At 50.6% G+C, this 24731-nt stretch carries 24 protein-coding genes; 3 read left to right on the plus strand and 21 right to left on the minus strand.

Going from position 1 to position 24731, the window contains the following annotated elements:
• Positions 1–5 precede the first annotated feature (5 nt).
• From nuoL to GWC94_RS11180, 9 genes are all read right to left on the minus strand, one after another.
• Positions 6–1931, minus strand: a complete 1926-nt coding sequence (gene nuoL / locus GWC94_RS11145) for an NADH-quinone oxidoreductase subunit L (protein ID WP_161835098.1) — start codon at positions 1929–1931, stop codon at positions 6–8.
• Between the two features lie 3 nt (positions 1932–1934).
• Positions 1935–2249, minus strand: a complete 315-nt coding sequence (nuoK, locus tag GWC94_RS11150) for an NADH-quinone oxidoreductase subunit NuoK (protein ID WP_161835099.1) — start codon at positions 2247–2249, stop codon at positions 1935–1937.
• Positions 2246–2788 carry an NADH-quinone oxidoreductase subunit J family protein gene (locus GWC94_RS11155; protein WP_161835100.1) on the minus strand — a complete coding sequence of 181 codons (543 nt, stop codon included), beginning with the start codon at positions 2786–2788 and terminating at the stop codon, positions 2246–2248. Before GWC94_RS11155 ends, nuoK begins: the two co-directional genes overlap by 4 nt.
• The gene (locus tag GWC94_RS11160; protein ID WP_161835101.1) at positions 2788–3264 is read right to left on the minus strand and encodes a 4Fe-4S binding protein; all 477 of its coding nucleotides are present in this window, start codon (positions 3262–3264) and stop codon (positions 2788–2790) included. The genes GWC94_RS11155 and GWC94_RS11160 overlap by 1 nt, the downstream gene beginning before the upstream one ends.
• 13 nt (positions 3265–3277) lie before the next feature.
• Entirely contained in the window at positions 3278–4354 is a 1077-nt protein-coding gene (nuoH, locus tag GWC94_RS11165) for an NADH-quinone oxidoreductase subunit NuoH (RefSeq protein ID WP_161835102.1), read from the minus strand.
• A 72-nt stretch (positions 4355–4426) separates the two neighbouring features.
• The gene (locus GWC94_RS11170) at positions 4427–5563 is read right to left on the minus strand and encodes an NADH-quinone oxidoreductase subunit D (RefSeq protein ID WP_202628736.1); all 1137 of its coding nucleotides are present in this window, start codon (positions 5561–5563) and stop codon (positions 4427–4429) included.
• 6 nt (positions 5564–5569) lie between these two features.
• Positions 5570–6022, minus strand: a complete 453-nt coding sequence (locus GWC94_RS16695; protein ID WP_202628738.1) for an NADH-quinone oxidoreductase subunit C — start codon at positions 6020–6022, stop codon at positions 5570–5572.
• 7 nt (positions 6023–6029) lie between these two features.
• Complete coding sequence (locus GWC94_RS11175; RefSeq protein ID WP_161835103.1) at positions 6030–6575, minus strand: NADH-quinone oxidoreductase subunit B; 546 nt, start codon at positions 6573–6575, stop codon at positions 6030–6032.
• Positions 6566–6916, minus strand: a complete 351-nt coding sequence (locus tag GWC94_RS11180; protein WP_161835104.1) for an NADH-quinone oxidoreductase subunit A — start codon at positions 6914–6916, stop codon at positions 6566–6568. The genes GWC94_RS11175 and GWC94_RS11180 overlap by 10 nt, the downstream gene beginning before the upstream one ends.
• Positions 6917–7088: 172 nt before the next feature.
• On the opposite strand from GWC94_RS11180, the gene GWC94_RS11185 reads away from it, so the two are divergent.
• Together GWC94_RS11185 and GWC94_RS16700 are read left to right on the plus strand one after the other, a co-directional pair.
• Positions 7089–7328 carry a hypothetical protein gene (locus tag GWC94_RS11185; RefSeq protein ID WP_161835105.1) on the plus strand — a complete coding sequence of 80 codons (240 nt, stop codon included), beginning with the start codon at positions 7089–7091 and terminating at the stop codon, positions 7326–7328.
• 172 nt (positions 7329–7500) lie between these two features.
• Positions 7501–7755, plus strand: a complete 255-nt coding sequence (locus GWC94_RS16700; protein ID WP_202628739.1) for a hypothetical protein — start codon at positions 7501–7503, stop codon at positions 7753–7755.
• A 220-nt stretch (positions 7756–7975) separates the two neighbouring features.
• Here GWC94_RS16700 and GWC94_RS11190 read toward each other — a convergent pair whose 3' ends face one another.
• From GWC94_RS11190 to secA, 12 genes are all read right to left on the minus strand, one after another.
• Complete coding sequence (locus tag GWC94_RS11190; protein ID WP_161835106.1) at positions 7976–8665, minus strand: SDR family NAD(P)-dependent oxidoreductase; 690 nt, start codon at positions 8663–8665, stop codon at positions 7976–7978.
• A 52-nt stretch (positions 8666–8717) separates the two neighbouring features.
• Positions 8718–10514 (minus strand): MutS-related protein, encoded by a 1797-nt coding sequence (locus GWC94_RS11195; RefSeq protein ID WP_161835107.1) that lies wholly within the window; start codon positions 10512–10514, stop codon positions 8718–8720.
• A complete protein-coding gene (gene galK / locus GWC94_RS11200) occupies positions 10511–11674 on the minus strand; it encodes a galactokinase (protein WP_161835108.1) in 1164 nt (387 codons plus the stop codon). Before galK ends, GWC94_RS11195 begins: the two co-directional genes overlap by 4 nt.
• Before the next feature lie 10 nt (positions 11675–11684).
• Positions 11685–13088 carry an MBL fold metallo-hydrolase gene (locus tag GWC94_RS11205; RefSeq protein ID WP_161835109.1) on the minus strand — a complete coding sequence of 468 codons (1404 nt, stop codon included), beginning with the start codon at positions 13086–13088 and terminating at the stop codon, positions 11685–11687.
• Between the two features lie 3 nt (positions 13089–13091).
• Entirely contained in the window at positions 13092–13574 is a 483-nt protein-coding gene (locus tag GWC94_RS11210) for a DUF4442 domain-containing protein (protein ID WP_161835110.1), read from the minus strand.
• 69 nt (positions 13575–13643) lie between these two features.
• Positions 13644–14381: an MlaE family ABC transporter permease gene (locus GWC94_RS11215; protein WP_161835111.1), complete on the minus strand. Its 738-nt coding sequence runs from the start codon at positions 14379–14381 to the stop codon at positions 13644–13646.
• Between the two features lie 69 nt (positions 14382–14450).
• Positions 14451–16793 carry an NADP-dependent malic enzyme gene (locus tag GWC94_RS11220; protein WP_161835112.1) on the minus strand — a complete coding sequence of 781 codons (2343 nt, stop codon included), beginning with the start codon at positions 16791–16793 and terminating at the stop codon, positions 14451–14453.
• Between the two features lie 185 nt (positions 16794–16978).
• Positions 16979–17503, minus strand: coding sequence for an ORF6N domain-containing protein (locus GWC94_RS11225; protein ID WP_161835113.1), 525 nt, complete (start codon positions 17501–17503; stop codon positions 16979–16981).
• A gap of 95 nt (positions 17504–17598) precedes the next feature.
• Positions 17599–18777 (minus strand): M20 metallopeptidase family protein, encoded by a 1179-nt coding sequence (locus tag GWC94_RS11230; protein WP_161835114.1) that lies wholly within the window; start codon positions 18775–18777, stop codon positions 17599–17601.
• A gap of 4 nt (positions 18778–18781) precedes the next feature.
• Entirely contained in the window at positions 18782–19222 is a 441-nt protein-coding gene (locus tag GWC94_RS11235) for an SPOR domain-containing protein (RefSeq protein WP_161835115.1), read from the minus strand.
• 64 nt (positions 19223–19286) lie between these two features.
• Positions 19287–19958 (minus strand): deoxyribose-phosphate aldolase, encoded by a 672-nt coding sequence (deoC, locus tag GWC94_RS11240; protein WP_161835116.1) that lies wholly within the window; start codon positions 19956–19958, stop codon positions 19287–19289.
• 128 nt (positions 19959–20086) lie between these two features.
• Positions 20087–23398: a preprotein translocase subunit SecA gene (secA, locus tag GWC94_RS11245; protein WP_161835117.1), complete on the minus strand. Its 3312-nt coding sequence runs from the start codon at positions 23396–23398 to the stop codon at positions 20087–20089.
• A 370-nt stretch (positions 23399–23768) separates the two neighbouring features.
• On the opposite strand from secA, the gene atpG reads away from it, so the two are divergent.
• Complete coding sequence (atpG, locus tag GWC94_RS11250) at positions 23769–24710, plus strand: ATP synthase F1 subunit gamma (protein WP_317163465.1); 942 nt, start codon at positions 23769–23771, stop codon at positions 24708–24710.
• Positions 24711–24731: the final 21 nt, after the last annotated feature.

Consider the following 24731-nt stretch of genomic DNA (forward strand, 5'->3'; position numbering starts at 1 on the left):
TCTTTTTATTTCCATAGATAAATGAATACAATGGCCAGCAGCGCTATGCCGCTGAAAAAATACAGGGCGTATGACTGCACTTTGCCGGACTGCCAGGCCCTGACCGATTGCGACAGTTTGCCCGTTATACCGGCTATGCCATTTACCGCGCCGTCTACAATATGTCTGTCGATCCATGCCGCGGGCCTCCCGATAAAAGGAAACACGATCTTCCTGGTGACAAACAGGTATGCCTCATCGATATAAAATTTCTTCGATACCGTTTGGAATGCAGGCCCCAGCGCACTGGCCGCCGCATCGGGCGTGTCACTCGTTTTTTTATACCAGCGCATCGCCAGCAGGATGGCCAGTGTGCTCAGCACAACCGGTGCCACCGAGAAGCCGGGGTTCATATGCGTGGCAAGCGTCTTTCCGTCAACCGTAACCCAGGAGGCGATCGGAATAAATCCCGCCAGCACCGTGCACAGCAGCAATACGATCAGGGGCAGTTTCATAGACAGTGCACCCTCACCATGTGTAGGGCTATGACCGGGCTCCTTATGCCAGAAAACAGAGAAGTAAAGACGGAACATATAAAACGCGGTCAGCACTGCTGTGAACAGCGCAATAAAATACACCGGCTTGTTTGCATGATAGGCCGCCAGCAATATCTCTTCCTTGCTGAAAAAACCCGCAAACGGGGGTATGCCGGAAATGGCGAGACATGCCACCAGAAAACAGACATGCGTAACCGGCAGCAGTTTGCGCAGTCCGCCCATATCGCGCATATCGTTGCTGTGCACAAAGTGTATGATGACACCCGCGCAGAGAAAAAGCAGCGACTTGAAAAAAGCATGCGTGAACAGGTGGAACATCGACGCCATGAATCCCAGTCCATCTTCTCCGCCACTGCCCGAGATGCCCAGCGCAAACATCATATAACCGATCTGCGACATGGTTGAATATGCCAGTACGCGTTTGATATCCGTTTGCGTACAGGCGATCAGGGCGGCCAGCAAGGCAGATACGATGCCCGTCCAGGTAACCACCTGCATCACCGATACATCCAAAGAAAAAACAGGAAACAGTCTTGCCACCAGGTATACGCCCGCCACCACCATAGTTGCCGCGTGTATGAGGGCAGACACCGGCGTAGGGCCTTCCATCGCATCGGGCAGCCATATATGCAGCGGGAACATGGCCGACTTACCTGCACCGCCGATAAAGATCAGCAGCAAGCCCCAGGTCAGTGCCGAGATACCCATGAACCCGGCTGTTGTCATTGACAGGTAGGCTGCCGATTGCGGGGCTGCCAAATTTCCGATCAGTGTTGCTATATCGAGCGATTGCCCGTAGAATGCCATCACCAGTATACCGACCAGGAAACCAAGGTCTGCGAAACGGGTAACGATAAACGCTTTTTTAGACGCAGCCACGGCAGAAGGTCTGTCGTAATAAAATCCGATCAGCAGAAACGATGATACGCCCACCAGCTCCCAGAAAATGTATACCTGGAAGAGATTGCCGGCCAGCACCAATCCCAGCATCGAAAACGTAAACAGCGAGAGATAGGCATAATACGTCGCAAATCTTGTTTCGCCCTTCATATAACCCAGGCTGAATACATGCACCATCAGCGATACAAAACATACCACCACCAGCATCATCGCCGAAACCGGGTCGATCACCAGACTCATGTCTATCGATACCCCCGGCGAGAACTGCAGCCAGGTGATGGTAAAAGCCGTAATCTTCCGGTAAACATCATTGACTTTGCCGTCGGAAAAAAAATACTGGTATGCCGCAACAAATGACAACAGCGTGCTGCCGGCCAGCAATAAAGTGCCGATCATACCCGATGCATTGCGCAGGGTGCGGCCAAACAATCCCATCAGCACAAACCCCAAAAGGGGTAAGAGTGGTATCCATATAAGGTAGGCATAACCGTTCATGGGTCAGTATTTCATATCGGTTGCATCGTCCACATCGATGGAACGGTGCGTCCGGTACAGGTTAATGATGATTGCTATGGCTACAGCGGCTTCTGCAGCCGCTATGGTGATAATGAATAAGGCGAAAAACAGTCCGTCGAGTTTACCCGGGTACAGGTATTTGTTAAACGCCACAAAGTTGATGTTCACGCTGTTCAGCATCAGCTCGATGGCCATCAGCATGGTGATCATGTTCCTGCGGGTAAAAAGTCCGTACATGCCAATAAAGAACAGCGCCGTACTGAGAAACAGGATATGTGATAAAGGCACGGTGTTCATTCCCCGGCATTTTGTGGTGAAACAATATCGGCCTGACTGGGCTTCATCGCTATTACGATACAGCCGATCATTGCCGCCAGTAACAAAAAGCTTATGGCTTCAAAGGGAAGCAGGAACCCGAAATCGGTTGTGCTAAGCATCTGCCGCCCGATGGCCTGCATGGAAGCCTGGAACGAATGATCATCGGCAGCCGAAGTAAAATACTGGCTGATCAACCGCGCCGTAAAAAGAATACCAAACAAAACGGCCAGCAACGCGGGCAGTTTTCTCTTTATCGGCGGTGAAGGCATTTTTGCACCCGATTGTTCTGTGAGAAAGATGGAAAAAATGATCAGTACCACGATACCGCCCACATATACGATGATCTGTACGGCGGCAATAAATTCTACCTGCATCCAGAAATACAATGCCGCAATGCCTACCAGGGAAAACAAAAGCCAGATAGCCGAGCGGAACAGCTGTCTTGCCGTCACTGCCAGCAGCCCTGCGCCGAGGATACAAACGGCGATAACATAAAAAAGGATTACGGATATATTCATTATTCCACGCCCTCCCTGATTTTAGAACCCGGTTGATTCAATTTCTTGGTAAGCTTGCTCCTGTCGAACACACTGTGTTCAAAATTCTGCGCCATTTTGATGGCATCTGTTGGGCAGGCTTCCACGCAAAGATTGCACATGGTACACAGCTCAAGGTGATAGATAAATGTGTCCAGCGCTTTTTTCTTTTTTCCCTCCGGCGTTGTATCAAACCTGGTGATGATTTTGATGGTGCCGTTGGGACAGGCCAGTTCGCAGGCAGTACAGCCTGTGCAGGCATGCTCGTTGCTGGCATCATGCGGCATCACCACTTCTCCCCGGAAACGCTCGGCCAGCTGCAGGGTTGAACGGTTATCGGGGTACTGCTGTGTAATGATCTCTTTCGGGTGAAAGAAATAGTATCCTGTTTTCCGCATGCCTTTCAGCAGGGAAGTGACACCGTTGTACACATTCTGTATGTATTCTTTTACAGACATACACGATTTTTTTTCAAAAATGCCAGCCCAGTATCGCTATCAGCGTTACCAGCAATAAATTAAGCATACTGATCGGCAGCAGGTATTTCCATTCGAGCGCCAGCAGCTGGTCAACACGCAGCCTGGGAAATGTCCAGCGAAACCACATGATCAGGAAAATAAGCAAAAAGGTCTTTCCCAGGAACCAGATGGAAGAGGGTATATAATCCATCAGGTGATTGAACCCTCCCCAGCTGCCGATATGCAGGGGCATCCATCCTCCCAGGAACAATGTTGCACCGATTGCACAAACGATAAAGATGTTGATGTATTCCGCGAGAAAGAACAGCGCGAATTTCATTCCCGAATACTCTGTATGAAAACCGGCGGTGAGCTCCGACTCCGCCTCGGCGAGGTCAAATGGCGCACGGTTGGTTTCGGCGGTAACGGCAATGATAAAGACCACGAATGCAATGACCGCCGGTATATGTCCTTTGAACAGCCACCACCCGTTTTGCTGTGATTGTATGATCTCCGTTATCTGCAGGCTTCCCGACAAAACCACGATCGAAAGCACGGCCATGCCCGCGGACAATTCGTAGCTGACGATCTGCGCACCGCTGCGCATGGCGCCCAGCAGGGAATATTTGTTATTGCTTGCCCAGCCCGCCATCAGGATACCGATCACCGAAAGAGAAGATACCGCCGAGATATACAACACGCCGATATTGATATCCCATAACTGGAACCCTCTGGCAAAAGCGATAGGCGCCAGCAGCAGCATAGCCACCATCATTACCAGAAATGGCGCCAGGTTAAAAAGGAATTTGTCTGCCAGATCCGGTGTCAGGCCTTCCTTCATAACAAGCTTCAGCGTATCCGCCACAGTCTGCAGCATACCCCTGGGGCCTACGCGGTTGGGTCCGAGCCTGATCTGTATTTGGGCTGCCACCTTGCGTTCCATCAGCACCAGTACCAGTCCCAGTACCGCAAACAGACCTGTTGTCAGTACGATCACGATCAGGCATTCCCATACCAGCACCCAGCCGCTGCTGAAGTTGCTGCTCAGCCAGTTCTGTACCTCGTTGGTGATATGTTCTAAACTAAACATGCGATAAGATCAATTGTCCGACTGCCGGATTACCGGTTGCCGGTTGGTTTCTGTTTGTCTGTTCACGCTCCGTTACCTGTCTATATCCGGTATCACCAGGTCCAACGTTCCCATGGTTGCCATCAGGTCGCCGATCTTGCTGCCGCGGGCCATATGATCGAGCGCCGACAGGTTGGAAAAACCGGGCGACCGGAATTTGATACGGTAAGGTGTTGTTCCGCCTTCGCTCACAATGTATACGCCGAATTCGCCACGGGCCGTTTCCACACGCTGGTAAAACTCTCCTTTCGGCGGTTTAAGCACTGCTTTGGTCTTTGCCTGGAAATCACCTTCGGGAATATTGTCGATCAGCTGTTCGATGATGCGTATGGACTGGTGCATTTCCCTTACACGCACCATGTAGCGCGCGAAGGAATCGCAGCCGGTCTCGAGCACTTCGTCGAAGTCAACGTCAGCATACACTTCGTAGGGGAATATTTTCCGGGTATCGCAGCTCAGCCCGCTTCCCCTGGCCACGGGGCCGGTGCACCCGAACGAGATCGCATCTTCTTTTGACAGTATACCCACGCCTTTCATACGGTTCTGAAAAATGATGTTATTGGTAACCAGGTCATCGTACTCCACCACTTTCTGTTTGAACTGCTTGACAAATGCTTTTGTCTTTTCCCGGAACTGCGGATGTATATCGTACATCACCCCGCCCGGTACCATATAGTTCATTGTAAGCCTGGCGCCGCACGAATCTTCCATGATCTCGTTGATCATCTCCCGCTCGCGGAATGCATAAAAGAAAGGTGTAAATGCGCCGAGATCCATCGCCATTGCGCCCAGCCACAGCTCGTGCGAAGCTATCCGTGTCAGTTCGCTCATCAGCACGCGTATCACTTTAGCGCGCTGGGGCACTTCGATCTGCATGCTTTTTTCCACACAGATTGCGCAGCCGAGGTTGTTGATATGCGAGGACAGATAATCCATCCGGCTGGTGACGTAAATAAACTGCCGGTAGCTGAGGCTTTCGCACATTTTCTCGATGGAACGATGGATATAGCCCAGGTGCGGCTCGATCTTTTTGACCGTTTCGCCCTGCAGGGTGATCACCAGGTGCAGTACGCCATGCGTGGCAGGATGCTGTGGCCCCACATTGATCACCAGTTCCCCTTCGGGACCGGCCAGTGTGTTATCGCTGATGATCGCTGTTTCGGTGTACATGAACGGTTATAATTTGATCATATTGATAGGGTCCTCAAAATCCTTGCGCAACGGAAATCCCTCAAAATCGTCCGGCAATATCAGTTTCCGCAGATCGGGATGCCCGCTGAATACCACGCCGAACAGTTCAAACACTTCCCGTTCATGAAAATCGGCCGTGCGCCATATATCCGATACGGTATCGATAACGGGGTGGCTTCTGTCGAGGTTGGCCTTGATAACAATGGTATGCCGGTATACGGTGGAGGAAAGATGGTAGACCATAGTAAGATGCGTCTTCCAGTCGATACAGGTAAGGCAGAAAAGATAGTCAAATACAAACTGCGATTGCCGCAATGCAGTTGCCATTGCCTTCCAGGCGGCAGGCTCTGCCTGCACTGTCAGCCATTCGCCCGATTCATCGAATATGGCGGAAGTTGCAACCCCGGTAATAAAATCTTTGATCGCTTCGTTGTGCATAAACCTTTTACGTTCCTTTCAGTTCGTTCCGTATCTGTTCTCTTGTTAAACCGCTTTTTATTTTTTCCTGCAGTGTCAGCAATGCGTGCAGCAGCGCTTCCGGTCTTGGCGGGCAACCCGGTATGTACACATCTACCGGTATGATATGGTCGGCGCCTTTTACCACGGAGTAGGTGTTGTAAAAAAACGGCCCGCCGCTGATGGCACATGCGCCCATCGCTATCACGTATTTGGGATCCGCCATCTGGTCGTACAGGCGTTTCAGCACCGGTCCCATTTTATTAACGATGGTGCCGGCAATGATAATCACATCGGCCTGCCGGGGCGTGGCCCTTGCCACTTCAAAACCAAACCTCGAAAAATCGTATTTGGAAGAAGCCACCGCCATCATTTCTATACCGCAGCAACTGGTGGCAAACGTAAGCGGCCACAAAGAATTGGCTCTTGCCCAGTTGATGATATCCTGGAACTTACCGGTAACAGCTGTACCGCCGGGCATATTGTGCACCTGGCCCGGAAAAGTTTCCTGTATGGGTTTTTCAATCATATCCATTTCAGCGCGCCCTGTTTGTGTGCGTACAAAAACCCGATGAATAATATAAAGATGAAGAACAGTATTTCCACCAGTGCTATGATACCGATTTCCTTTACCACCACGGCCCAGGGATAGAGAAACACCAGCTCCACATCGAATACCAGGAACAGCAGTGCGAAAAGATAATAGCCTACATGAAACTGCTGCCAGGGAGAACTTGCCGTGGGGATGCCGCATTCGTATGGCTGCCCCTTCTGCGGGTTGGTGCTGCCCTTCACAAAGAGCCTGCCTGCAAGAATGCCTCCTGCAGAAAACACGACAGCAGCAATGACCAGAACGATCAGTGAAACAGCTCCCATACGCAATCGGTTAATTCAAAGTAATATACAACTAAATCCATTTAAAAAACGCAGACCCCGCAGGGGCATGTGTATAACATTACCATAAAATGTGTATCTTACCTGTCAATAGCTACTTGCGCGTAAAAGTTTTGTGGGAAGGGTTGTACCGGATCAACTAAAACCAACAGCTTTGAAACAGGGCCATTTTGACTACCTGAATAAGCACCAGAAAAAAGTGTTCACTGCACCGTTGCAGCGTATCACCTATAGTTTTCACGACCAGGAAAACACGATCACCGGTTACCTGGAGGAAGACGGCGACCTCATCTGCCTGTATGAATACCGCGGCCATTATTTCGGCGCCGAGTTCCTGATCTCCTTTTCCAGGTACTCATCTTCGTATAAACTGCTGCACACCGAAACAGAATAACCATTGCCGTTGTTTGCGCCTGCACGCCCGCCTTTATCATTACAAGACAAATGCTGATACACCGCAGGCACCGGCCGGTCAGCATTGCCCTGCATGTTGCATCTATATAAAAACTTAACATTGAAACTTACAGAATTGCATTAAATTTATGTTACCATTTTAAGTACACAGTATGGCAAAAAAGCAACTCCGCAAAGACCTTGAGGAAAAAATTACGGGTGCAATCGGCGACCTCGCTTCCAAAGCAGACAGGAAAGTTCAGAAAGCGGTTAGGAAAGCGGCAAAATGGCTGGCAGATGTTTTACACAAACCCAAGCCTGCAAAACCCAAAACCACTCCCGCGAAAAAGAAAGCGGCCGTTAAGAAAACTGCCGTTAAAAAAAGCGTTGCCGTAAAGACTGCGAAAAAATCTGCCCCTGCCAGATAAGATCGTTCATCATTCCATGCCTGGTCGTTCAGCATAAAGAATCCATCTCCGACAGCTGCTGTACCGATCACGCAAAATAATTCCGTGCACTATACACATCAGTACCCCATCATGTTACGGAAAGGTTACCGCAATATTACCATAGTGTTAGTGCGCAGGTATCCGGTAGGGTTATCCACAGGATCGTTCACAGATCCATACACATCTACGATCGCCGGGGTCAGGCATTGTTATACACTTTGAGAACCGTTTCGCGCAGCGGGTTGGATGCTTCCGATACAATGAACGCCAGCAATTCTGCCAGCTCCGTGGGTTTTACCCAGATGGCAGGATCCGTATCGGGCATGCTTTTGCGGTTAAGCGGTGTATCCAGTGTGGACGGAGCGATAACGGTGGCAGTTACATTTTTTCCCCTGGCGGTTTCGTTCAGGTACTCGGCAAGTTTAAACAGCAGCGATTTGCTCAACCCGTAGGCGATCAGGTCTTTTCCGTACGAAGCCTCGATAGCTGGTCTTGCGCCGATGAATACCAGTCTTCCGAAACCGTTCTGCAGCATATGAAGGAATACCGGCTGCGCAACCTGGTAAGCCGTTTCAAAATTCAGCGACAATTGTTTGCGTATATCGCTGATGGAAGTGGCCGCAAGACCGCCCATGGCAAACCCGCCCACCAGCAGCAGCGCAGCATCGATCACCCGGTAGCGGTCGATCACCTGTTTTACAAAGGAAGCGGCCAGGGCTTCGTTGCCAAGGTCCACGGCATGTATTTCCAGGTTGGTATGCGATACCACTTCCCGTTTCATTTCTTCGCTGAATACAGTGGCGATTACCCGGTAACCTTTTTGCAAAAATGCCTGTGTGACCGCGGTACCCAGATTGCCGTTTGCGCCCGTGATAATGACAGTTTTCATATTGCTGGATTGTTCAGCAATTTACGCCATTTCCCCGGCGGGGAAAATGGTTTCAGATAATTCCCATCTGCTTCATCAGGTAGGTTGCATTGGTCATCCGCGCCACACCCGGTTTTCTTTTGAAGTCAAAATGCAGGCCATCTGCCGCCAGCTCGCTTTCAAAATGATAATTCCGGACCTTCCCGGGATATTTATCGGCCAGCACACCGAGTTCGGTATCGTGTGTGGCGATCATGGTAAGACAGTTATGCGCCATGAGCTTACTGATCAGCAGCTCCGTTCCGTCGTGCTTGTCTTTTGAATTTGTTCCGCGCATCACTTCATCCAGCAATACCAGCGAGGGAACCGGCCCATCCAGCGACCGGATGATGCGCTGCAGGCTTTTCAGCTCTGCATAGAAATAAGACGTACTCTCCTCCAGTGAATCGATATGATGAAAAGAGCTGCGTATCTGCATCGGCGAAAAAGAAAATGTTCCCGCAAAAACCGGTGCACCCATCTGGGCCAGCAGGAGGTTGAGTCCCACCGTTCGCAGGTAGGTACTTTTGCCCGACATATTGGAGCCGGTGATCAGTTGCAGCGTTCCCTCATCGCCCAGGGAAATATCGTTCAATACCGCTTTTGTTTCGTTCATGAGCGGATGTCCCACCGATGTTGCGGAAATATGCAAAGGCCCGTATTCCGGCTGCGGAAAAACAAACCGGGGGTGGTTATAGTGAAAAGTGGCCAGCGAATTCAGCACTTCTATTTCGCCAAGCGTATCAAACCAGCCGGGCACGCGCTGCTGGTACTGCCCGTTCCATTTGAGGTACGCGAGCGCGCAAACCAGGTCTGAAAGAAACAGCCCGTTGGCAAACGGTGAGAGAAAAACATTCAGCCTGATATCAAACCAGTTCACCAGCCTCGATAAGCGCTGAAAGGCGTGCTCGGCATCTGCCAGCTGCCGCTGCTGGGTTCGCAGGTAGTCGTCCAGCCATATCTCTCCCGTAATGGTCTGAAAACAGACCGCATACTGCCCGTAGAGGTAACTCTTTTTAGATATATGGTTATACAGCGCACCTGTTTTGCGAACAAAGAGGGCGGCAAGCAGCAACCCGCATACCAGAAACAATAACAGCAGCTGATAGCGGTTCACCACGATCGAATACGTGAGTATAACGCAACCGAAAAAAGGCCAGATCCACGATAACAGCCGCACCGCCGTATGTGTCAGCAAATCGAATTGCCGCCGGTCTATGCCTTCCAGCAATTGCTTCAGTCCCTCTTCTTTACCGATCAGCAATCCCCTGGCGAGTAATGTCTGGCGGAAATCGATGCGCGGACCAAGTTCTTTTACAGCCTGCTGGTAAGCGACAATGGTCTCGGGCACAACGAATGGCGTATTTGCCTGCGCCGCCAGTTTGTCTCTTCCCGGCAGGGTGGCCGATCGGTTCAGCTGGTGGTACAGCGATCCCGGTCCAAAAACATTGAGATCGGATGCAAAACCTTCGCCGGCTTTGTACTCCGTTCCGTCTGCCAGAAAAGAGCGCCTGCCGTCCATGACAGCAAGTTCGTTCTCATTGATCTGCAGCAATTGCTCGTAGTATTTTTTGTGACGCTGGTAGCCGAAAGAAATAAAAAGAAAAACGAAAAAAGCCGCCAGCGCCGAAAGCGCGTATACGATGCTATGCGTCTGGAAATGATTTTGAAAAAAAACAACCAGCTGCCATGCAAATGCAGCGAATGTAATTAACCGCAGCAGTCCCATCCACTGCCATCGCCTGTGGTAAAGATCGCGGAGCGAACGGAACTGTTTGGCTCTTTGCAGGTAAGTGTCAGCAGCGGAAGCAGTTCTGGTTTGTGTTGTCATAGAAGAGAGGTGCCCTTATCAATGGCAACAAGATAGCTTTTTAACTCCTTATCAAATTGTGAAAAATACCTGGGCGCAAGCGCTTCCGCCAGTTTTTCCGCTTTTCCTTTTTTTACCATATTGATGGTGCAACCTCCAAATCCACCGCCCATCATTCTTGCACCCAGTACATCCGGGTGATCGCCTACCATGGTTACCAGTGCATCTGCTTCGGGGCAGCTTACTTCATACAGTTCACTGAGACCGCGGTGTGTGGTAAACATTTTCTGGCCGAACGCAGCAAAATCGTGTTTTGCCAGATCCTCGCAGCCGTTCTGCAAACGCCGGATCTCTTCCGTAACATACCTGCATCTTTTGTAAACGACCGCATCACCATCCGCAAGACATTCCTCCACCATACCGATGGTGGCGTCGCGCAGGCTTTTTACCGAGGGATATTTTTGGGCTATGACAGCTACCCCCCGCTCACATTCCTGCCGGCGAAGATTGTATTCCGAAGAGGCCAGTGAATGCTTGACACCGGTATCAAGCAGCAGTATATCCACTTTTTCGGAGGGAAAAGGCATGTAGGCATATTCGAGGGAGCGGCAGTCCAGCCGTATCACTTTTTCGGCTTCGCCGAACATGCTGGCGAACATATCCATGATACCGCACTGCAATCCTACAAAATCGTTCTCGGCCTTCTGCGCAAACTGCACCATTGTTTTCCTGTCGATACCCAGCCCGAACAAGGTATTCATTGCATAGACCGTTGCGCATTCAACCGCGGCAGAAGAGGAAAGACCTGCGCCCAGCGGCACATCGCCGCCGATGACCGCATTGAATCCCTGAACAGGGAAACCGTTTTTCTGCAATACATCGATCACGCCGAGTATATAATCCGGCCAGTGAGTTCCTGATTTTACGAGTGCGTCAAGAGAAGATTCATGCGACTCGTCAAGGTCTGCCGCCACCAGTTGTATCTGCCTGTCGTTTCTTTTCTGTACCGCCAGGTAAATGGCTTTATCGATCGATGCCGGCAGCACAAAACCCATATTGTAATCGGTATGTTCACCGATCAGATTAATACGACCCGGAGAACGAACGATTGTATCCGGCTTCCCAAACCTTTCCCCGAAAATGCTTTCTATCGTGGCAACCAGTTCCTTGTTTACTGACATGTCTTTTACATTATTGAAGCGTGAATTCCGAATGCCTTTCGGGTATCTGAATATGTTTAAATCCTTTACCGTGCAATCGCGATGCAAATTCTTCCTGCACATCATAATCGCCGTGCACCAGGAACAGGTTTTTTAATTCCGACGGCTCCTGTCCCGCAATAAACAGGCAAAGATCATCGTAATCGCCATGTGCGCTCATTGTATAGATACGGCCTATTTCTGCCACCACTTTGTACATTTCTCCGAATATTTTCACCGATTTGGCGCCGCTCAGCAATTTGCCGCCGAGGGAGTTGGGCTCGCAATAGCCCACCATGAGTACGGTGTTTTTTTCGTCACCAATATTGTTGCGTATATGGTGCTTTACCCTTCCGGCATCGGCCATACCGCTTGCCGAAATGATCACACAGGGCTGGTCCAGGTCGTTCAGCCGTTTACTCTCTTCCACGCTCTGGATAAATTTGAGTCCCCTGAAATCAAACGGATCGCTGTCCGTCAGCATCACTTTATGAATGGCATCGTTGAAATACTGGGGATAGGATTTTACCAGGTCGGTTGCTTCCTTGCTCAAAGGACTGTCTACATACACCGGAACCGGTGGTAACCGTTTTTCCAGTTCCAGCTGGTTGAGGGAATACAGCACTTCCTGTGTGCGCCCTACGCTGAAAGCGGGTATGATCAGTTTGCCTTTTTTCTGGATACAGGTTTTGTGTATCCAGTGATAAAACAGCTGTGTGGCATCCGCAACATCTTCGTGCAGCCTGTTGCCGTAGGTACTTTCCAGTATAAGGTAATCAGCCCGCGGTATAGCCGTGGGTTTCCTGAGAATAGCATCGTTGTACCTGCCTACATCACCGCTGAAAGACACCCGCGTTGTATGGCCCTTTGCCGTGATCTTCAGGTGCACGGAAGCGCTGCCGATGATATGACCCGCGTCTGCAAACATCAGCTCCATCTCTTCATCGATCTTTGTCCATTCGTCGTAGGCCACGGATTCAAAATGCGATAAGGTTTCGGCAACATCATCCGGTGTATACAGGGGCTGGTAAGGTGTCAATCCCTGTTTGGCCCTTTTCTTATTGATGAATTTGGTATCGTCGCGCTGTATTTCCGCCGAGTCCTGTAACAATATGGCGGCCAGCTCCTTTGTAGCCGGCGTACAGAATATTGTTCCCGCAAATCCCTCTTTAACGAGTTTGGGAATCAGTCCGCAATGGTCTATATGTGCATGCGAAAGAATGAGGTAACTGATCTTTGCCGCTTCAAAACCGAAATCGCGGTTCAGTGCATCGGTGTCTTTACCCATGCCCTGGAACATACCGCAATCAAGTAATACCTGCTTGCCATTGTCCAGGTGAATCAGGTGTTTGGAACCCGTTACTGTACGCGCTGCGCCGTGAAATGCAATTTTCATACACTATCTTTTTTTGAAACTCCAGGTGATGATGAATTCTGCAACCGTTTCTCCCGATGTATTTACGCCCTTGGACCTGCAATGCACCGTGGCAGGCTCTCCTGTTTCGAGGGCGCGTGTTGCCGCGTTTTCGACGGCAGTTCCATCTTCGCAGGTGAAGCGGATTTTTCCGGTTGCTTTTTTTACAAACTTCGCTTCAATGCCCACTACCAGCAAGCTTATTCCCGGATGGCGCCGGTATATCTGCGCCATCGCCAGGGCGCCCGTACTCAGTTCGGCCGCCATCGACTGCACAGCGAAATACATGGAACGAAAAGGATTTTTATTCAGCCATTTGTAGGGTACGGAAACGATGCAGCGCTGTTCGTCCAGCAATTGCAAACGAAGGCCCGCAAAAAAAGCGGCAGGCAGGTTTTGCAACAGGAACAGCCGAAACAGGATCGGATGTGTGGCCAGTTTCTGAAACCGATAAAAACCCGGATGCATGCTGCACTTTTTTAATCCCTAAAAGTAACAGCAATGCCCTGGAGAAAAAAATAAATCGTTGTGCAAACGTTACAGCAACAGGGCCGCCAGTGCATAATCCGCAAAAAGGATCATGATGCAACTTACCACCACCGCGCTGGTGCTGGCCCGGCCTATCTCGAGCGAACCCCCTTTTACGTTATACCCGAAGTAAGCAGGGATACTGCTGAGGATAAAACCATAGGTGTACGATTTATAGAGCGCTACGGTAATATTGTACGTATTCAGGTTCTGGCGCAGACCGTTATCGAAAATATCGGTGGCGATGATGCCCGACATGGATCCGGCCGTTCTTCCGCCCCAGATACCGATCACGGCAGAGATAATGATCAGGCAGGGTATTACCAGCAGTGAGGCCAGTATCTTGGGAAGCACCAGGTAACTTTTGGTATTGATGCCCATGATCTCAAGCGCATCGATCTGTTCGCTGATACGCATATTACCCAGTTCACTGGCTATCTTACTTCCCACCACGCCGGCGAGTACAATACTTACCACCGTAGGCGATAATTCCAGTATCATACTGTCCCGCACGATCTGCGCGATCGTTGACGCAGGCACCAGCGGACTTACCAGTTGGTAGGCCGTTTGCACGGTTGTTACCGCACCCAGGAACAGGGAAATGATCATTACGATCGGCAACGCGCCGATTCCGATCTCCACGCACTGATGCATGAATTCCTTCCAGTACATACGCCAGTTCTCCGGTTTGGTGAACATGCCCTTAAGCATCAGAAGATAGGTGCCAAGATGGGTGAAGAATGACATAGGGAGATCAGTGGTTAATAATTAGCAATGTTTCGCAGGCCTGGACGCTCTGTTTTTTATCCGGCTCTTTTATTTCTTTTTCTTCTTCAATCGCTTCCACCAGGCGCTGCTCTGGATGGCTTCGTCGGTGTTCATGCGGCATTTGAGCTGCGCATCCACAACCGCCACCAGCGCCATGTTCACGATGCTTCTTACGGTGCTGCCCAGCTGCAGCACGTGTACAGGCTTTTTCAAACCCAGCAATATAGGACCGATGGCATCGGCGCCGCCCACTTCTTTCAGCAGGTTATAGGTCACATTGCCTGCGGTCAGGTTGGGAAACATCAGCACGTTCACGTCCTCGTCAACCAGTTCACTGAAGGGATAATTGTCGCGCAGTATCTCTTTGTTAAAAGCAAGACTGCCCTGCATTTCGCCATCAACGATCAGCGAAGGATTGCGCTGTTTCAGGATACGTGTTGCCTCTGCCACCAGTTTGGCCTCCGGCGAATCGCTGCTGCCGAAATTGCTGTAGCTGAGCATGGCAATACGCGGTGTAAGGTTGAAATTCCTTACCTCTTTGGCCACCATCATGGTGATATCCGCCAGTTCTTCGGCCGTGGGGTGAAAGTTAACCGTGGTATCTGCCAGGAACAGGGGGCCTTTTTTTGTCAGCAGCAGGTACATACCCGCAATCTTTTTTACACCCTCTTCCGTTCCGATGATCTGCAGAGCGGGACGTATGGCTTCCGCATAATTTTTTGTCAACCCCGAGAGCATGGCATCGGCATCACCTGTCTCCACCATCATGCAGCCAAAATGGTTGCGGTCTTTCATGATCTTCAGGCTCTCGTATTTATTGAATCCTTTACGCTGCCGCTTACGGAAAAACAGTTCGCTGTAGAACTCACGCTTGGATTCCATCTCATCGCTGCGCGGGTCGATGATGGGTATATCGCTGATATCGATATTGTTCTTTTCGGCTATCAGGCGGATCTTATCGGGATCGCCCAATAAGATCGGGTACGCGATGCCGTCGTCGTAAATAATGCTGGCCGCTTTTAATATCTTCTGGTTATCGGCTTCTGCGAATACCAATCGCTTGGGTGATTTTCTTGCCTTGTTGCCGATCACGCGCATCAGCTGGTTATCAAGACCCAGCCGTTTATTCAGTTCAAGGGCATAAGCCTCCCAGTTGCCGATCTGTTTCTGTGCAATACCGGTGTCTATCGCCGCCTTGGCAACCGCCGGCGCTACGGTGGACAGCAACCTGGGGTCAACCGGTTTGGGGATGATGTATTCCGGACCGAAAGACATATTGCTCTGGTTGTAGGCCAGGTTCACGATATCGGGAACCGGCGATTTGGCCAGATCGGCCAGCGCCCGCACCGCTGCCAGTTTCATTTCTTCGTTGATCTGGGTGGCACGCACATCCAGCGCTCCGCGGAAAATATATGGGAAGCCCAATACATTGTTTACCTGGTTGGGATAGTCCGTTCTGCCTGTGGCCATGATAATGTCTTTACGGGCAGCCGTTGCATCTTCATAGCTGATCTCCGGATCGGGGTTGGCCATAGCGAATACAATGGGGTTGCGCGCCATGCTTCTGATCATATCCTGTGTTACCACATTGCCCACGCTGAGTCCGAGAAATACATCGGCATCCTTCATGGCTTTATCGAGCGTGGCATCGTTTTTCTTCACGGCGAATTTCATACGCTCCTCATCCAGATCGGTTCTGCCGGTATGCAGTACACCGTCTTTGTCGAACACGATGAAATTCTCATGTTTTGCACCCAGTGCTACATACAGTTTCATGCAGGCCATGGCCGCCGCGCCGGCGCCGTTCACCACAAAACAAACCTTTTCAATCTTTTTCTTCTGCAGCTCCAGCGCATTCAGCAAAGCCGCGCTGCTGATGATGGCCGTACCGTGCTGGTCGTCGTGCATCACAGGAATCTTCATCTGCTTTTTCAATTCCTGCTCTATATAAAAACATTCAGGGGCCTTAATATCTTCCAGGTTGATACCGCCGAACGTGGGCTCAAGCGCTTTTACGATCTGAACAAACTTCTGGGGATCCTTTTCATTGATCTCGATATCGAATACATCTATATCGGCAAAGATCTTGAACAGCACACCCTTACCTTCCATTACGGGTTTGCTGGCTTCGGGACCGATATCACCCAGGCCAAGCACGGCCGTGCCGTTGCTGATCACCGCCACCAGGTTGCCCTTGGCGGTGTATTTATACACCTCCTCTGTATGTTTTGCGATCTCCTTGCAGGGTTCTGCCACTCCCGGACTGTAGGCAAGCGAAAGATCGCGCTGTGTTTTTGCTTCTTTGGTGGGTACCACTTCTATTTTTCCAGGCCGGCCGGAAGCATGGTATTCGAGCGCTTGTTCCTTTCGTAACTCCTTGTGTTTGGACATACTGATCTTTTGGGTTACCGGCTGCAATCGTTCTGGTATCGCAGTGCGCTGTTAACAGGCAGGCGCAACCACCAAACGGTAAGGGCAAGCAAAACAACCGGCTGAAAGGGCAAAAATACGGTTTCTTGGAAGATGACCGAATGCATTCATTATCTGTCATATATGCATATTCAGGTGGCAAGAAATTACCTGCCGAAACCGATCCGCTCCCTTTCTTCCCAGGCAACCTGGTCGGCTTTGTCGCCCAGCAGTTTTTCTATGGCCAGGTTGATCAGGACCAGTTGCTCGCTGTGGCCGGTGACCGTGTGCCGGATATCCATGACTTCCAATGCAAGCTCCTGGTACTGAAGGGCTATCTGTCGGATGGCGATAAAGGCCCGCATGATGACAATATTCATCTGAATGGCCTTCTCCGAATGCAGTACACTGCTGAGCATGGCAATACCCTGTTCTGTAAAAGCAAAAGGATAATATTTTATATGCTCCCCACGCCTGCCTTTGTCTAAGGACGCAAATTGCGTCCTTAAAGATTGGTATTCGTCCCTGGTAAGTGCATACATAAAATCATCAGGGAATCGTCCGATATTCCTGCGAACAGCTTCTTTCAGCCGTTTGGTTTCGACATCATACAGAACAGCCAGATCATGGTCGAGCATAACGCGTCGGCCCCTGACAGTGTAGATCTTTTCCTGGATCAGCTGGACATCCATCATCGTAATTTGACCTGAAAATACAGGTTGCCGTATTTACACTGAAGGTAGAAATACGCTGTCAATCCGGTATTTTCACGAGGATGTTTATACGCTTACCGGGTCATTGCCCCTAACCAGGCCATCATACCCATTCCTTTTTCGATAGCACGCTCGTCGATATTGAATTTAGGGGTATGGACATTGTGTGCGATCCCCTCCGCCTCGTTGCGAACGCCTATCCGGAAAAAACAGCCGGGGATCAGTTGGGTATAATAGCCGAAATCCTCCGCACCCATGCGCATTTCCGTTTCGGAAACATTTCCCTTCCCCGCGAATTCATTGGCCAGGTCCCAGGCATGCCCGGTAAAAACGGGATCGTTGTCTACCGTCGGGTATCCGACATCGATATGCAGGTCTATTTCGGCGCCCATGGCCTCCACCAGTCCCACGGCCTGTTTACGTATCAGTTCATGGGCTTTCTTCCGCCATACCTCGTCCATGGCACGGAAGGTGCCCATCAGCTTCACCTCGCTGGGTATTACGTTGGTGGTATGCCCGCCCTGTATGGAACAGATAGATAAAACCGAAGGCGAAGTGGGGTTATTGTTCCTGGATATGATCTGCTGCAGACTTACGATCAGCTGCGATGCGATCAATACGGTATCGGCAGTGAGATGCGGCGCGGCGGCATGACCGCCTTTGCTGCGTATGGTAATATACAACTCGTCGGCACTTGCCATAACACGCCCTTTGCGAAAACTGAATTTGCCAAGTTCAAGTCCGGGATGCACATGCAGTCCGATAATTCCCTGCGGCTTTGGATTTTCCAGCGCGCCGTCGCGGATCATATAACTGGCCCCTCCGGGGTTTCTTTCCTCTCCCGGCTGAAAAAATAATTTGATCGTTCCCTCCCACTCGTCTTTCAACCCGTTAAGGATCTTTGCCGCACCCAGTAAGATGGTGGTATGCACATCGTGACCGCAGGCATGCATCACCCCGGGATTCGTGGATTTGTATGCCACTTCGTTCTCCTCCTGAATGGGCAGTGCATCCATATCGGCGCGCAGGGCTATCACGCGGCTTTCGGGGTTCTTGCCTTTGAGCAGGCCCACAATACCCGTATCAGCCTTTATCTCATAGGGAATACCGAAAGAATCGAGCCTGGAACGAACATATTTACTTGTTTCCGTTTCCTGGTAACTCAGTTCGGGATGTGCATGAAGATGATGACGCACTTCGATAAATTCATCCGCATATTGTTTGGCCAAAGACCTGATCTTTTCTGCTAGCATAGCTCTATTGAACAAAGGGTTCTTCTGTTTCGGGGATGATGAGTTCCACGGCATCGTCCACTATATACAATCCTTCCGGGTAATAACGCAGCAACTGCTTCCTGAATGCTTCCGCATCCTCTCTTTTCAAAAAATTACCGATACGCACGCGGAAGTTGGGCGACTGGTAAGTAACATAACTTTTCTGCTCCGGGAAACTGTTGCCGAGGGTTGCCTGCAGGGAAAAAGCGTTATCACGGCTTGCCGTGCTCAGTACCTGTATGCGGAACCCCTTGTACAAACCGCTGCCGGCCTGTGTAAGGAACCGCTTATTGATCTCGGCCTGTTTGCCGGCAAGGATATCCAGGCGGGGATCTTTCTTAACAATAACGGTATCTCCCGCGTACAGCGATGAACTGATCAGCAGGATCAGCAACAGGGTATATGACTGACGGAACGGTTTCATAGCATCCTCCTATAAAGGTAAGACAGATGCAGCAGCAGATACCAAAACCATACCCCGAAATTTATCAATACCCCGATCCCGCCGCGGCGGCCCCGTTTACGATGGCCACACTGGCGCTGCAGCCAAGACGCGTGGCGCCTGCCTCTATCAGCTGCCGGGCAAACACATGGTCGCGTATGCCGCCCGAAGCCTTGATCTGCACATTGGCGGGCAGGTGCCTGCGGAATAATTGCACCGTTTCAACGGTGGCGCCTTTTTCGGCATACCCGGTTGAGGTTTTCAGGTAATCGATACCGGCTACGCCATATAATTCGCAGCACCGGATAATTTCCTGCTCGGTAAGCACCCCGCTTTCAATGATGATCTTGACAATTTTGTGCTTGCTTCTGATCACCGGAATGATATGCCCTATTTCATTGGCGAGGTACTGCCAGTCGTTGTTTTTTATCGCGGAAATATTGATCACCACATCCAGTTCATCCACGCCATCCACCATGGCCAACACAATCTCAGCGATCTTGGCTTCCACTGCAGAATAACCAAAGGGGAACCCGATCACCGTTGCCACTTTTACCGGAGTGCCCTGCAGGTATTCCTTCGCCTTTTTGATAAAATTCGGTGGTACGCAGACGGCGGCGAAGGAGTATTGTTTTGCTTCGTTGCAGAGCTTTTCAATATCGCCGATCAACGCAGTGGGCTTGAGGAGTGTATGGTCGATATATTTAGCTAACTCCATGCAAATTTCATTTATGCGAAAGTACAGTTAATTGTTGCCACAGATTTCACAGATTAACACAGAAAAGCATCGTGGTAATTTGTGAAATCTGTGGCAACAAAAAGCCCGCATTGAGCGGGCCTTATTTTTTAGGCGTCTTTTCCATGACAGGCCTTGTATTTCTTTCCGCTTCCGCAGGGACAGGGGTCGTTCCTGCCTATTTTGGGAGCCACGGTTACCGGCTGCTGTTTCTGGGGCGTGGGATCGTAGTAATCGTTTTCGTTGGCGGCGGTTCCATCGAGTGAGTTGTCTTTGCTGGCACTCATCTTGCTCATATCCGTTTTCTTCTGGCGGCCTTCACGGAGTTCCTCGCCTTCGTTCAGCGGAATACCCGCATGCGAGAGGAACTGAACAATATCACGGTTCACCTCGCCGTCCATTTTACGGAACAGCTCAAACGCTTCCATCTTATAGATCACGAGCGGGTCTTTCTGTTCGTATGTGGCCGTTTGCACGCTTTGTTTCAGATCGTCCATGGCGCGCAGGTGTTCTTTCCAGGCATCATCGATAAAGCCCAGCGTTACCGTTCTCTCCAGCGCATTCGCCATTTCCGCGCCACCGGAGTTAAGTGTTTTATCCATGTTCGACAATACCTGTATGCCTCTTCTGCCATCGGTAAACGGTACGATCACATTCTCGATATGCGCACCCTGCTGCTGCCTGATATTCCTGAACACCGGTATGGCTTCCGTCATCAGCTCCTGCTTTTTACGCTCGTAGTTGGCAACGGCTTCCTGGTACAGTCGCTCGCTCAGTTCCTGCTCGGATTGCCTGCCGAGTTCATCTGGTGCAATGGCGGGATCGATACCAAAATTCACGATCGCGGCCATGCGGAACCCTTCGTGGTCGTTCTGTTCTTTAAAAGAGCTTACCAGTCCTTCGGCAACAGAATAAAATGCATTATCCAGGTCAAGCGCAAGACGTTCACCAAATAAAGCGTGGTTACGTTTTGTATACACCACCGAACGCTGTTTGTTCATCACATCATCATACTCCAGCAGGCGTTTACGGATACCGAAGTTGTTTTCCTCCACTTTTTTCTGCGCGCGTTCGATAGATTTGGTGATCATGCTGTGCTGTATCACTTCACCCTCCTTGTAGCCGGCAAAATCCATCACCTTGGCAATACGTTCGCTGCCGAACATACGCATCAGGTCATCTTCGAGCGAAACAAAGAACAGCGAAGAACCCGGGTCACCCTGGCGGCCGGCACGTCCTCTTAACTGTCTGTCTACCCGGCGCGATTCATGCCGTTCGGTACCCAATATCGCCAAACCGCCCGCATCCTTCACACCGGGTCCCAGTTTGATATCGGTACCGCGACCGGCCATATTGGTGGCAATGGTAACCGCACCGGCCAGACCTGCTTCTGCAACGATCTGCGCTTCTTTGGCGTGCTGTTTTGCGTTCAATACATTATGCGGTATCTGCTTCTGGCGAAGCATACGGCTCAGCAATTCGCTGATTTCCACCGAGGTGGTACCCACCAGCACCGGCCGGCCGGCTTCACGCAGTTTTGCGATCTCGTCTATCACCGCGCCAAATTTCTCGCGCTTGGTCTTGAAGATCAGATCCTGGTCGTCTTTACGGATCACCGTAATATTCGTGGGGATGCTTACCACATCCAGTTTGTAAATATCCCAGAACTCAGCCGCCTCGGTTTCGGCGGTACCGGTCATACCGGCGAGTTTGTGGTACATACGGAAATAATTCTGCAGCGTAACCGTTGCATAGGTCTGTGTTGCCGCTTCGATCTTCACGTTTTCCTTTGCCTCTATCGCCTGGTGAAGCCCGTCGGAATAACGGCGTCCGTCAAGGATACGGCCTGTCTGTTCGTCAACAATCTTCACCGCGCCATCCATTACCACGTATTCAACATCCTTATCAAATACCGTATAGGCTTTGAGCAGCTGCTGAACCGTATGTATGCGGTCGGCTTTCACGGAATATTCATTGATGATCGCCTCCTTGTTATGCAGCTTCTGTTCCGCATCCAGCGATGGGTTGCTGTCGATTGCGGCCAGTGTAAGGCTGATATCCGGCAATACAAAGAAATTGGGATCCTCACCAGAACCGGTGATCAGCTGTATACCCTTGTCTGTTAGTTCAACAGAATTGTTTTTTTCATCGATATAGAAAAACAGTTCGGCATCGGCCTTGGGCATTTCTTTCTGCTGGTCTGCGAGGTAATAGTTCTCTGTTTTCTGCATTTTTACCCGCATACCCGGTTCGCTGAGGAATTTGATCAGCGCGCTGTTCTTGGGCAAACCGCGGTGTGCGCGAAAAAGCGCCAGACCACCGTCTTTGGGATCGTCGTTGCCTTCGGCGATCTTTTTCTTGGCATCGTTCAGGAACTGGTTCACGGCCCTTTTCTGTGCCTCCACCAGTTTTTCGATTCGGGGCTTCAGTTCGAAGAACTGCTGCTCACCGGTTACATGACCGATCGGGCCTGAAATGATCAGCGGCGTTCTTGCATCATCGATCAATACCGAGTCAACCTCATCCACCATGGCAAAATGGTGTTTACGCTGCACCATTTCCTCCGGTGTATGCACCATATTGTCGCGCAGGTAATCGAAACCGAACTCATTATTGGTTCCGTAAATGATATCGGCCAGGTAGGCGTTACGGCGTGCCTCGCTGTTGGGCTCATGTTTGTCGATGCAGTCCACCCGCAATCCCAGCCATTCAAAGATGGTACCGTTCCACTCGCTGTCGCGCCGGGCCAGGTAATCGTTCACGGTCACAATATGCACGCCCTCTCCCGCCAGCGCATTCAGGTAAGCAGGCAGGGTAGACACCAGTGTTTTACCCTCACCGGTGGCCATCTCGGCTATCTTTCCCTGGTGCAGTACGCTACCGCCGATCAGCTGTACATCGTAGTGCACCATGTTCCAGGTTACTTTACCGCCGGCTGCGGTCCAGGTATTTTTGAAAGTCGACTGATCGCCGGCAATAGTGATATACTCTTTTTTTACACTCAGGTCGCGGTCAAGCGCCGTGGCTGTGGCAACGATTTCCGTTTGGGTGGAAAACCTTCTCGCGGTTTCTTTTACCACGGCAAATGCTTCGGGCTGTATCTCTGCCAGTATTTCCTCTATCTGCTTATCGCGGTCTTTCTTCAGCCCGTCCACTTCCTGGTAAACCGCGTCGCGGCCATGGATATCGGTTTCGGGCAAAGCCTCCGCAGCCTGTTTCCTGCTGTCGATCTCCGCATCGATACCCGCAAGATGGGCTTTGATGCGTTCCCGGAACTCCGCTGTTTTGCCGCGCAGCTGGTCATTGGTCAGTTGCTGGTATTGCGCAAAAAACTGGTTGGTCTTTTCTACTACAGGCAATATCTTCTGCACATCTTTCTCGCTCTTGCTGCCGCCGAATAATTTGGAAATGAACTTCAACATAATCGTTATGGTCTGGTCTGTTTAGGTCTATGACCTGTCAAAAAAGATGCAACAAACGGGTTTTCGCCAATTTGTCACCCGGAATGAATAGCCGATATCGAACAAGGAATATCAAATGAGGAAACAGTAGATTTCGCCGATCGATATTCCTTGTCCGACGGCCAATATTCCCAAGGCCGCCAAAGGTAATGGTTTTACGGCCAGAAATACCCCTGCGGCCGGGTGGCGGAATCTTTATCATATACTTAACTTTCAGAATATCAATCAGTAATCGGTCAGCCACCGGCGGTTTGCGGTGTTGATGCCGTAATTGCGTATTCTTATTGTTTTTACCGTCATTTCTGCTACTTTTGCAGCCTTAAAAAGGGCCGTGTACGGAACACGCGCAGCATTGCCGCAGTCCGAACCCGATCCTTATAATACAAAGACCATGGCAGGACAGTTAAAAGAGGTACGTAACCGGATCAAGAGTGTACAGAGTACGCAGCAGATTACCAAGGCAATGAAAATGGTGAGTGCGGCCAAACTGCGCAGGGCGCAGGATGCCATCACCCAGATGAGGCCTTATGCGCAGAAACTGCAGGAGATGCTGAGCAATATCATCAGCAATATCGAAGGCGGTATGAACCTGAAACTGGCCGAAGAAAGACCCGTGGAAAAAGTGTTGCTGATCGTGATCACCAGCGACCGTGGACTCTGCGGCGGTTATAACGCCAATATCGTGAAGCTGGCCAAGACAACCGTGGCGCAGAAATACGCCGACCAGTTCAAAAAAGGCAAGGTAACCATCTGGAATATCGGCAAGAAAGGATGGGAAAGCCTGACCAAAGCAGGTTACCAGACCGATGCCGCTTTTAAGGATATCTACCTCAATCTTTCTTTTGAACAGGTACAGGCTGCCGCACAGGCCGCGATGAAAGCTTTTGAGAACAGGGAATTCGATGCCGTTGAGATCGTATACAGCGAATTCAAGAACGCGGCCACCCAGCGTTTTGTGGCCGAGCAGTTTCTGCCGATTCCGAAAGCAGCGGGTAAACCCGGCGGCAAGAAAGCCGATTTCATTTTCGAGCCCGAGAAGGAACAACTGATTGCCGAACTGATGCCGAAGATCCTGAACACACAATTATACAAGGCCGTTCTCGATGGCAATGCCAGCGAACACGGTGCGCGTATGACCGCAATGGACAAGGCCAGCGATAATGCCAACGAATTATTGAAGAACCTGAAGATCAGCTACAACCGTGCAAGACAGGCAGCCATTACAACCGAGCTGACCGAGATCGTAAGCGGCGCAGCGGCCCTGCAGGGATAGTCAATTTGAAAGTTTGAAATA

It is taken from the genome of Sediminibacterium soli, assembly GCF_009939225.1.
Taxonomy (GTDB): domain Bacteria; phylum Bacteroidota; class Bacteroidia; order Chitinophagales; family Chitinophagaceae; genus Sediminibacterium; species Sediminibacterium soli.

What these genes read in the sequence shown, in the direction of transcription:
- GWC94_RS11220 (WP_161835112.1), bottom strand. Translation starts at nt 16,793, where the DNA reads ATGTCCAAACACAAGGAGTTACGAAAGGAACAAGCGCTCGAATACCAT.
- GWC94_RS11195 (WP_161835107.1), bottom strand. Translation starts at nt 10,514, where the DNA reads ATGACAACACAAACCAGAACTGCTTCCGCTGCTGACACTTACCTGCAA.
- secA (WP_161835117.1), bottom strand. Translation starts at nt 23,398, where the DNA reads ATGTTGAAGTTCATTTCCAAATTATTCGGCGGCAGCAAGAGCGAGAAA.
- nuoH (WP_161835102.1), bottom strand. Translation starts at nt 4,354, where the DNA reads ATGTTTAGTTTAGAACATATCACCAACGAGGTACAGAACTGGCTGAGC.
- GWC94_RS11210 (WP_161835110.1), bottom strand. Translation starts at nt 13,574, where the DNA reads ATGCATCCGGGTTTTTATCGGTTTCAGAAACTGGCCACACATCCGATC.
- GWC94_RS11205 (WP_161835109.1), bottom strand. Translation starts at nt 13,088, where the DNA reads ATGAAAATTGCATTTCACGGCGCAGCGCGTACAGTAACGGGTTCCAAA.
- GWC94_RS11155 (WP_161835100.1), bottom strand. Translation starts at nt 2,788, where the DNA reads ATGAATATATCCGTAATCCTTTTTTATGTTATCGCCGTTTGTATCCTC.
- GWC94_RS11180 (WP_161835104.1), bottom strand. Translation starts at nt 6,916, where the DNA reads ATGGGAGCTGTTTCACTGATCGTTCTGGTCATTGCTGCTGTCGTGTTT.
- galK (WP_161835108.1), bottom strand. Translation starts at nt 11,674, where the DNA reads ATGTCAGTAAACAAGGAACTGGTTGCCACGATAGAAAGCATTTTCGGG.
- GWC94_RS16700 (WP_202628739.1), top strand. Translation starts at nt 7,501, where the DNA reads ATGGCAAAAAAGCAACTCCGCAAAGACCTTGAGGAAAAAATTACGGGT.
- nuoL (WP_161835098.1), bottom strand. Translation starts at nt 1,931, where the DNA reads ATGAACGGTTATGCCTACCTTATATGGATACCACTCTTACCCCTTTTG.
- GWC94_RS11170 (WP_202628736.1), bottom strand. Translation starts at nt 5,563, where the DNA reads ATGTACACCGAAACAGCGATCATCAGCGATAACACACTGGCCGGTCCC.
- GWC94_RS11225 (WP_161835113.1), bottom strand. Translation starts at nt 17,503, where the DNA reads ATGGATGTCCAGCTGATCCAGGAAAAGATCTACACTGTCAGGGGCCGA.
- GWC94_RS16695 (WP_202628738.1), bottom strand. Translation starts at nt 6,022, where the DNA reads ATGCACAACGAAGCGATCAAAGATTTTATTACCGGGGTTGCAACTTCC.
- GWC94_RS11230 (WP_161835114.1), bottom strand. Translation starts at nt 18,777, where the DNA reads ATGCTAGCAGAAAAGATCAGGTCTTTGGCCAAACAATATGCGGATGAA.
- GWC94_RS11215 (WP_161835111.1), bottom strand. Translation starts at nt 14,381, where the DNA reads ATGTCATTCTTCACCCATCTTGGCACCTATCTTCTGATGCTTAAGGGC.
- GWC94_RS11235 (WP_161835115.1), bottom strand. Translation starts at nt 19,222, where the DNA reads ATGAAACCGTTCCGTCAGTCATATACCCTGTTGCTGATCCTGCTGATC.
- deoC (WP_161835116.1), bottom strand. Translation starts at nt 19,958, where the DNA reads ATGGAGTTAGCTAAATATATCGACCATACACTCCTCAAGCCCACTGCG.
- GWC94_RS11160 (WP_161835101.1), bottom strand. Translation starts at nt 3,264, where the DNA reads ATGTCTGTAAAAGAATACATACAGAATGTGTACAACGGTGTCACTTCC.
- GWC94_RS11190 (WP_161835106.1), bottom strand. Translation starts at nt 8,665, where the DNA reads ATGAAAACTGTCATTATCACGGGCGCAAACGGCAATCTGGGTACCGCG.
- GWC94_RS11175 (WP_161835103.1), bottom strand. Translation starts at nt 6,575, where the DNA reads ATGGATATGATTGAAAAACCCATACAGGAAACTTTTCCGGGCCAGGTG.
- nuoK (WP_161835099.1), bottom strand. Translation starts at nt 2,249, where the DNA reads ATGAACACCGTGCCTTTATCACATATCCTGTTTCTCAGTACGGCGCTG.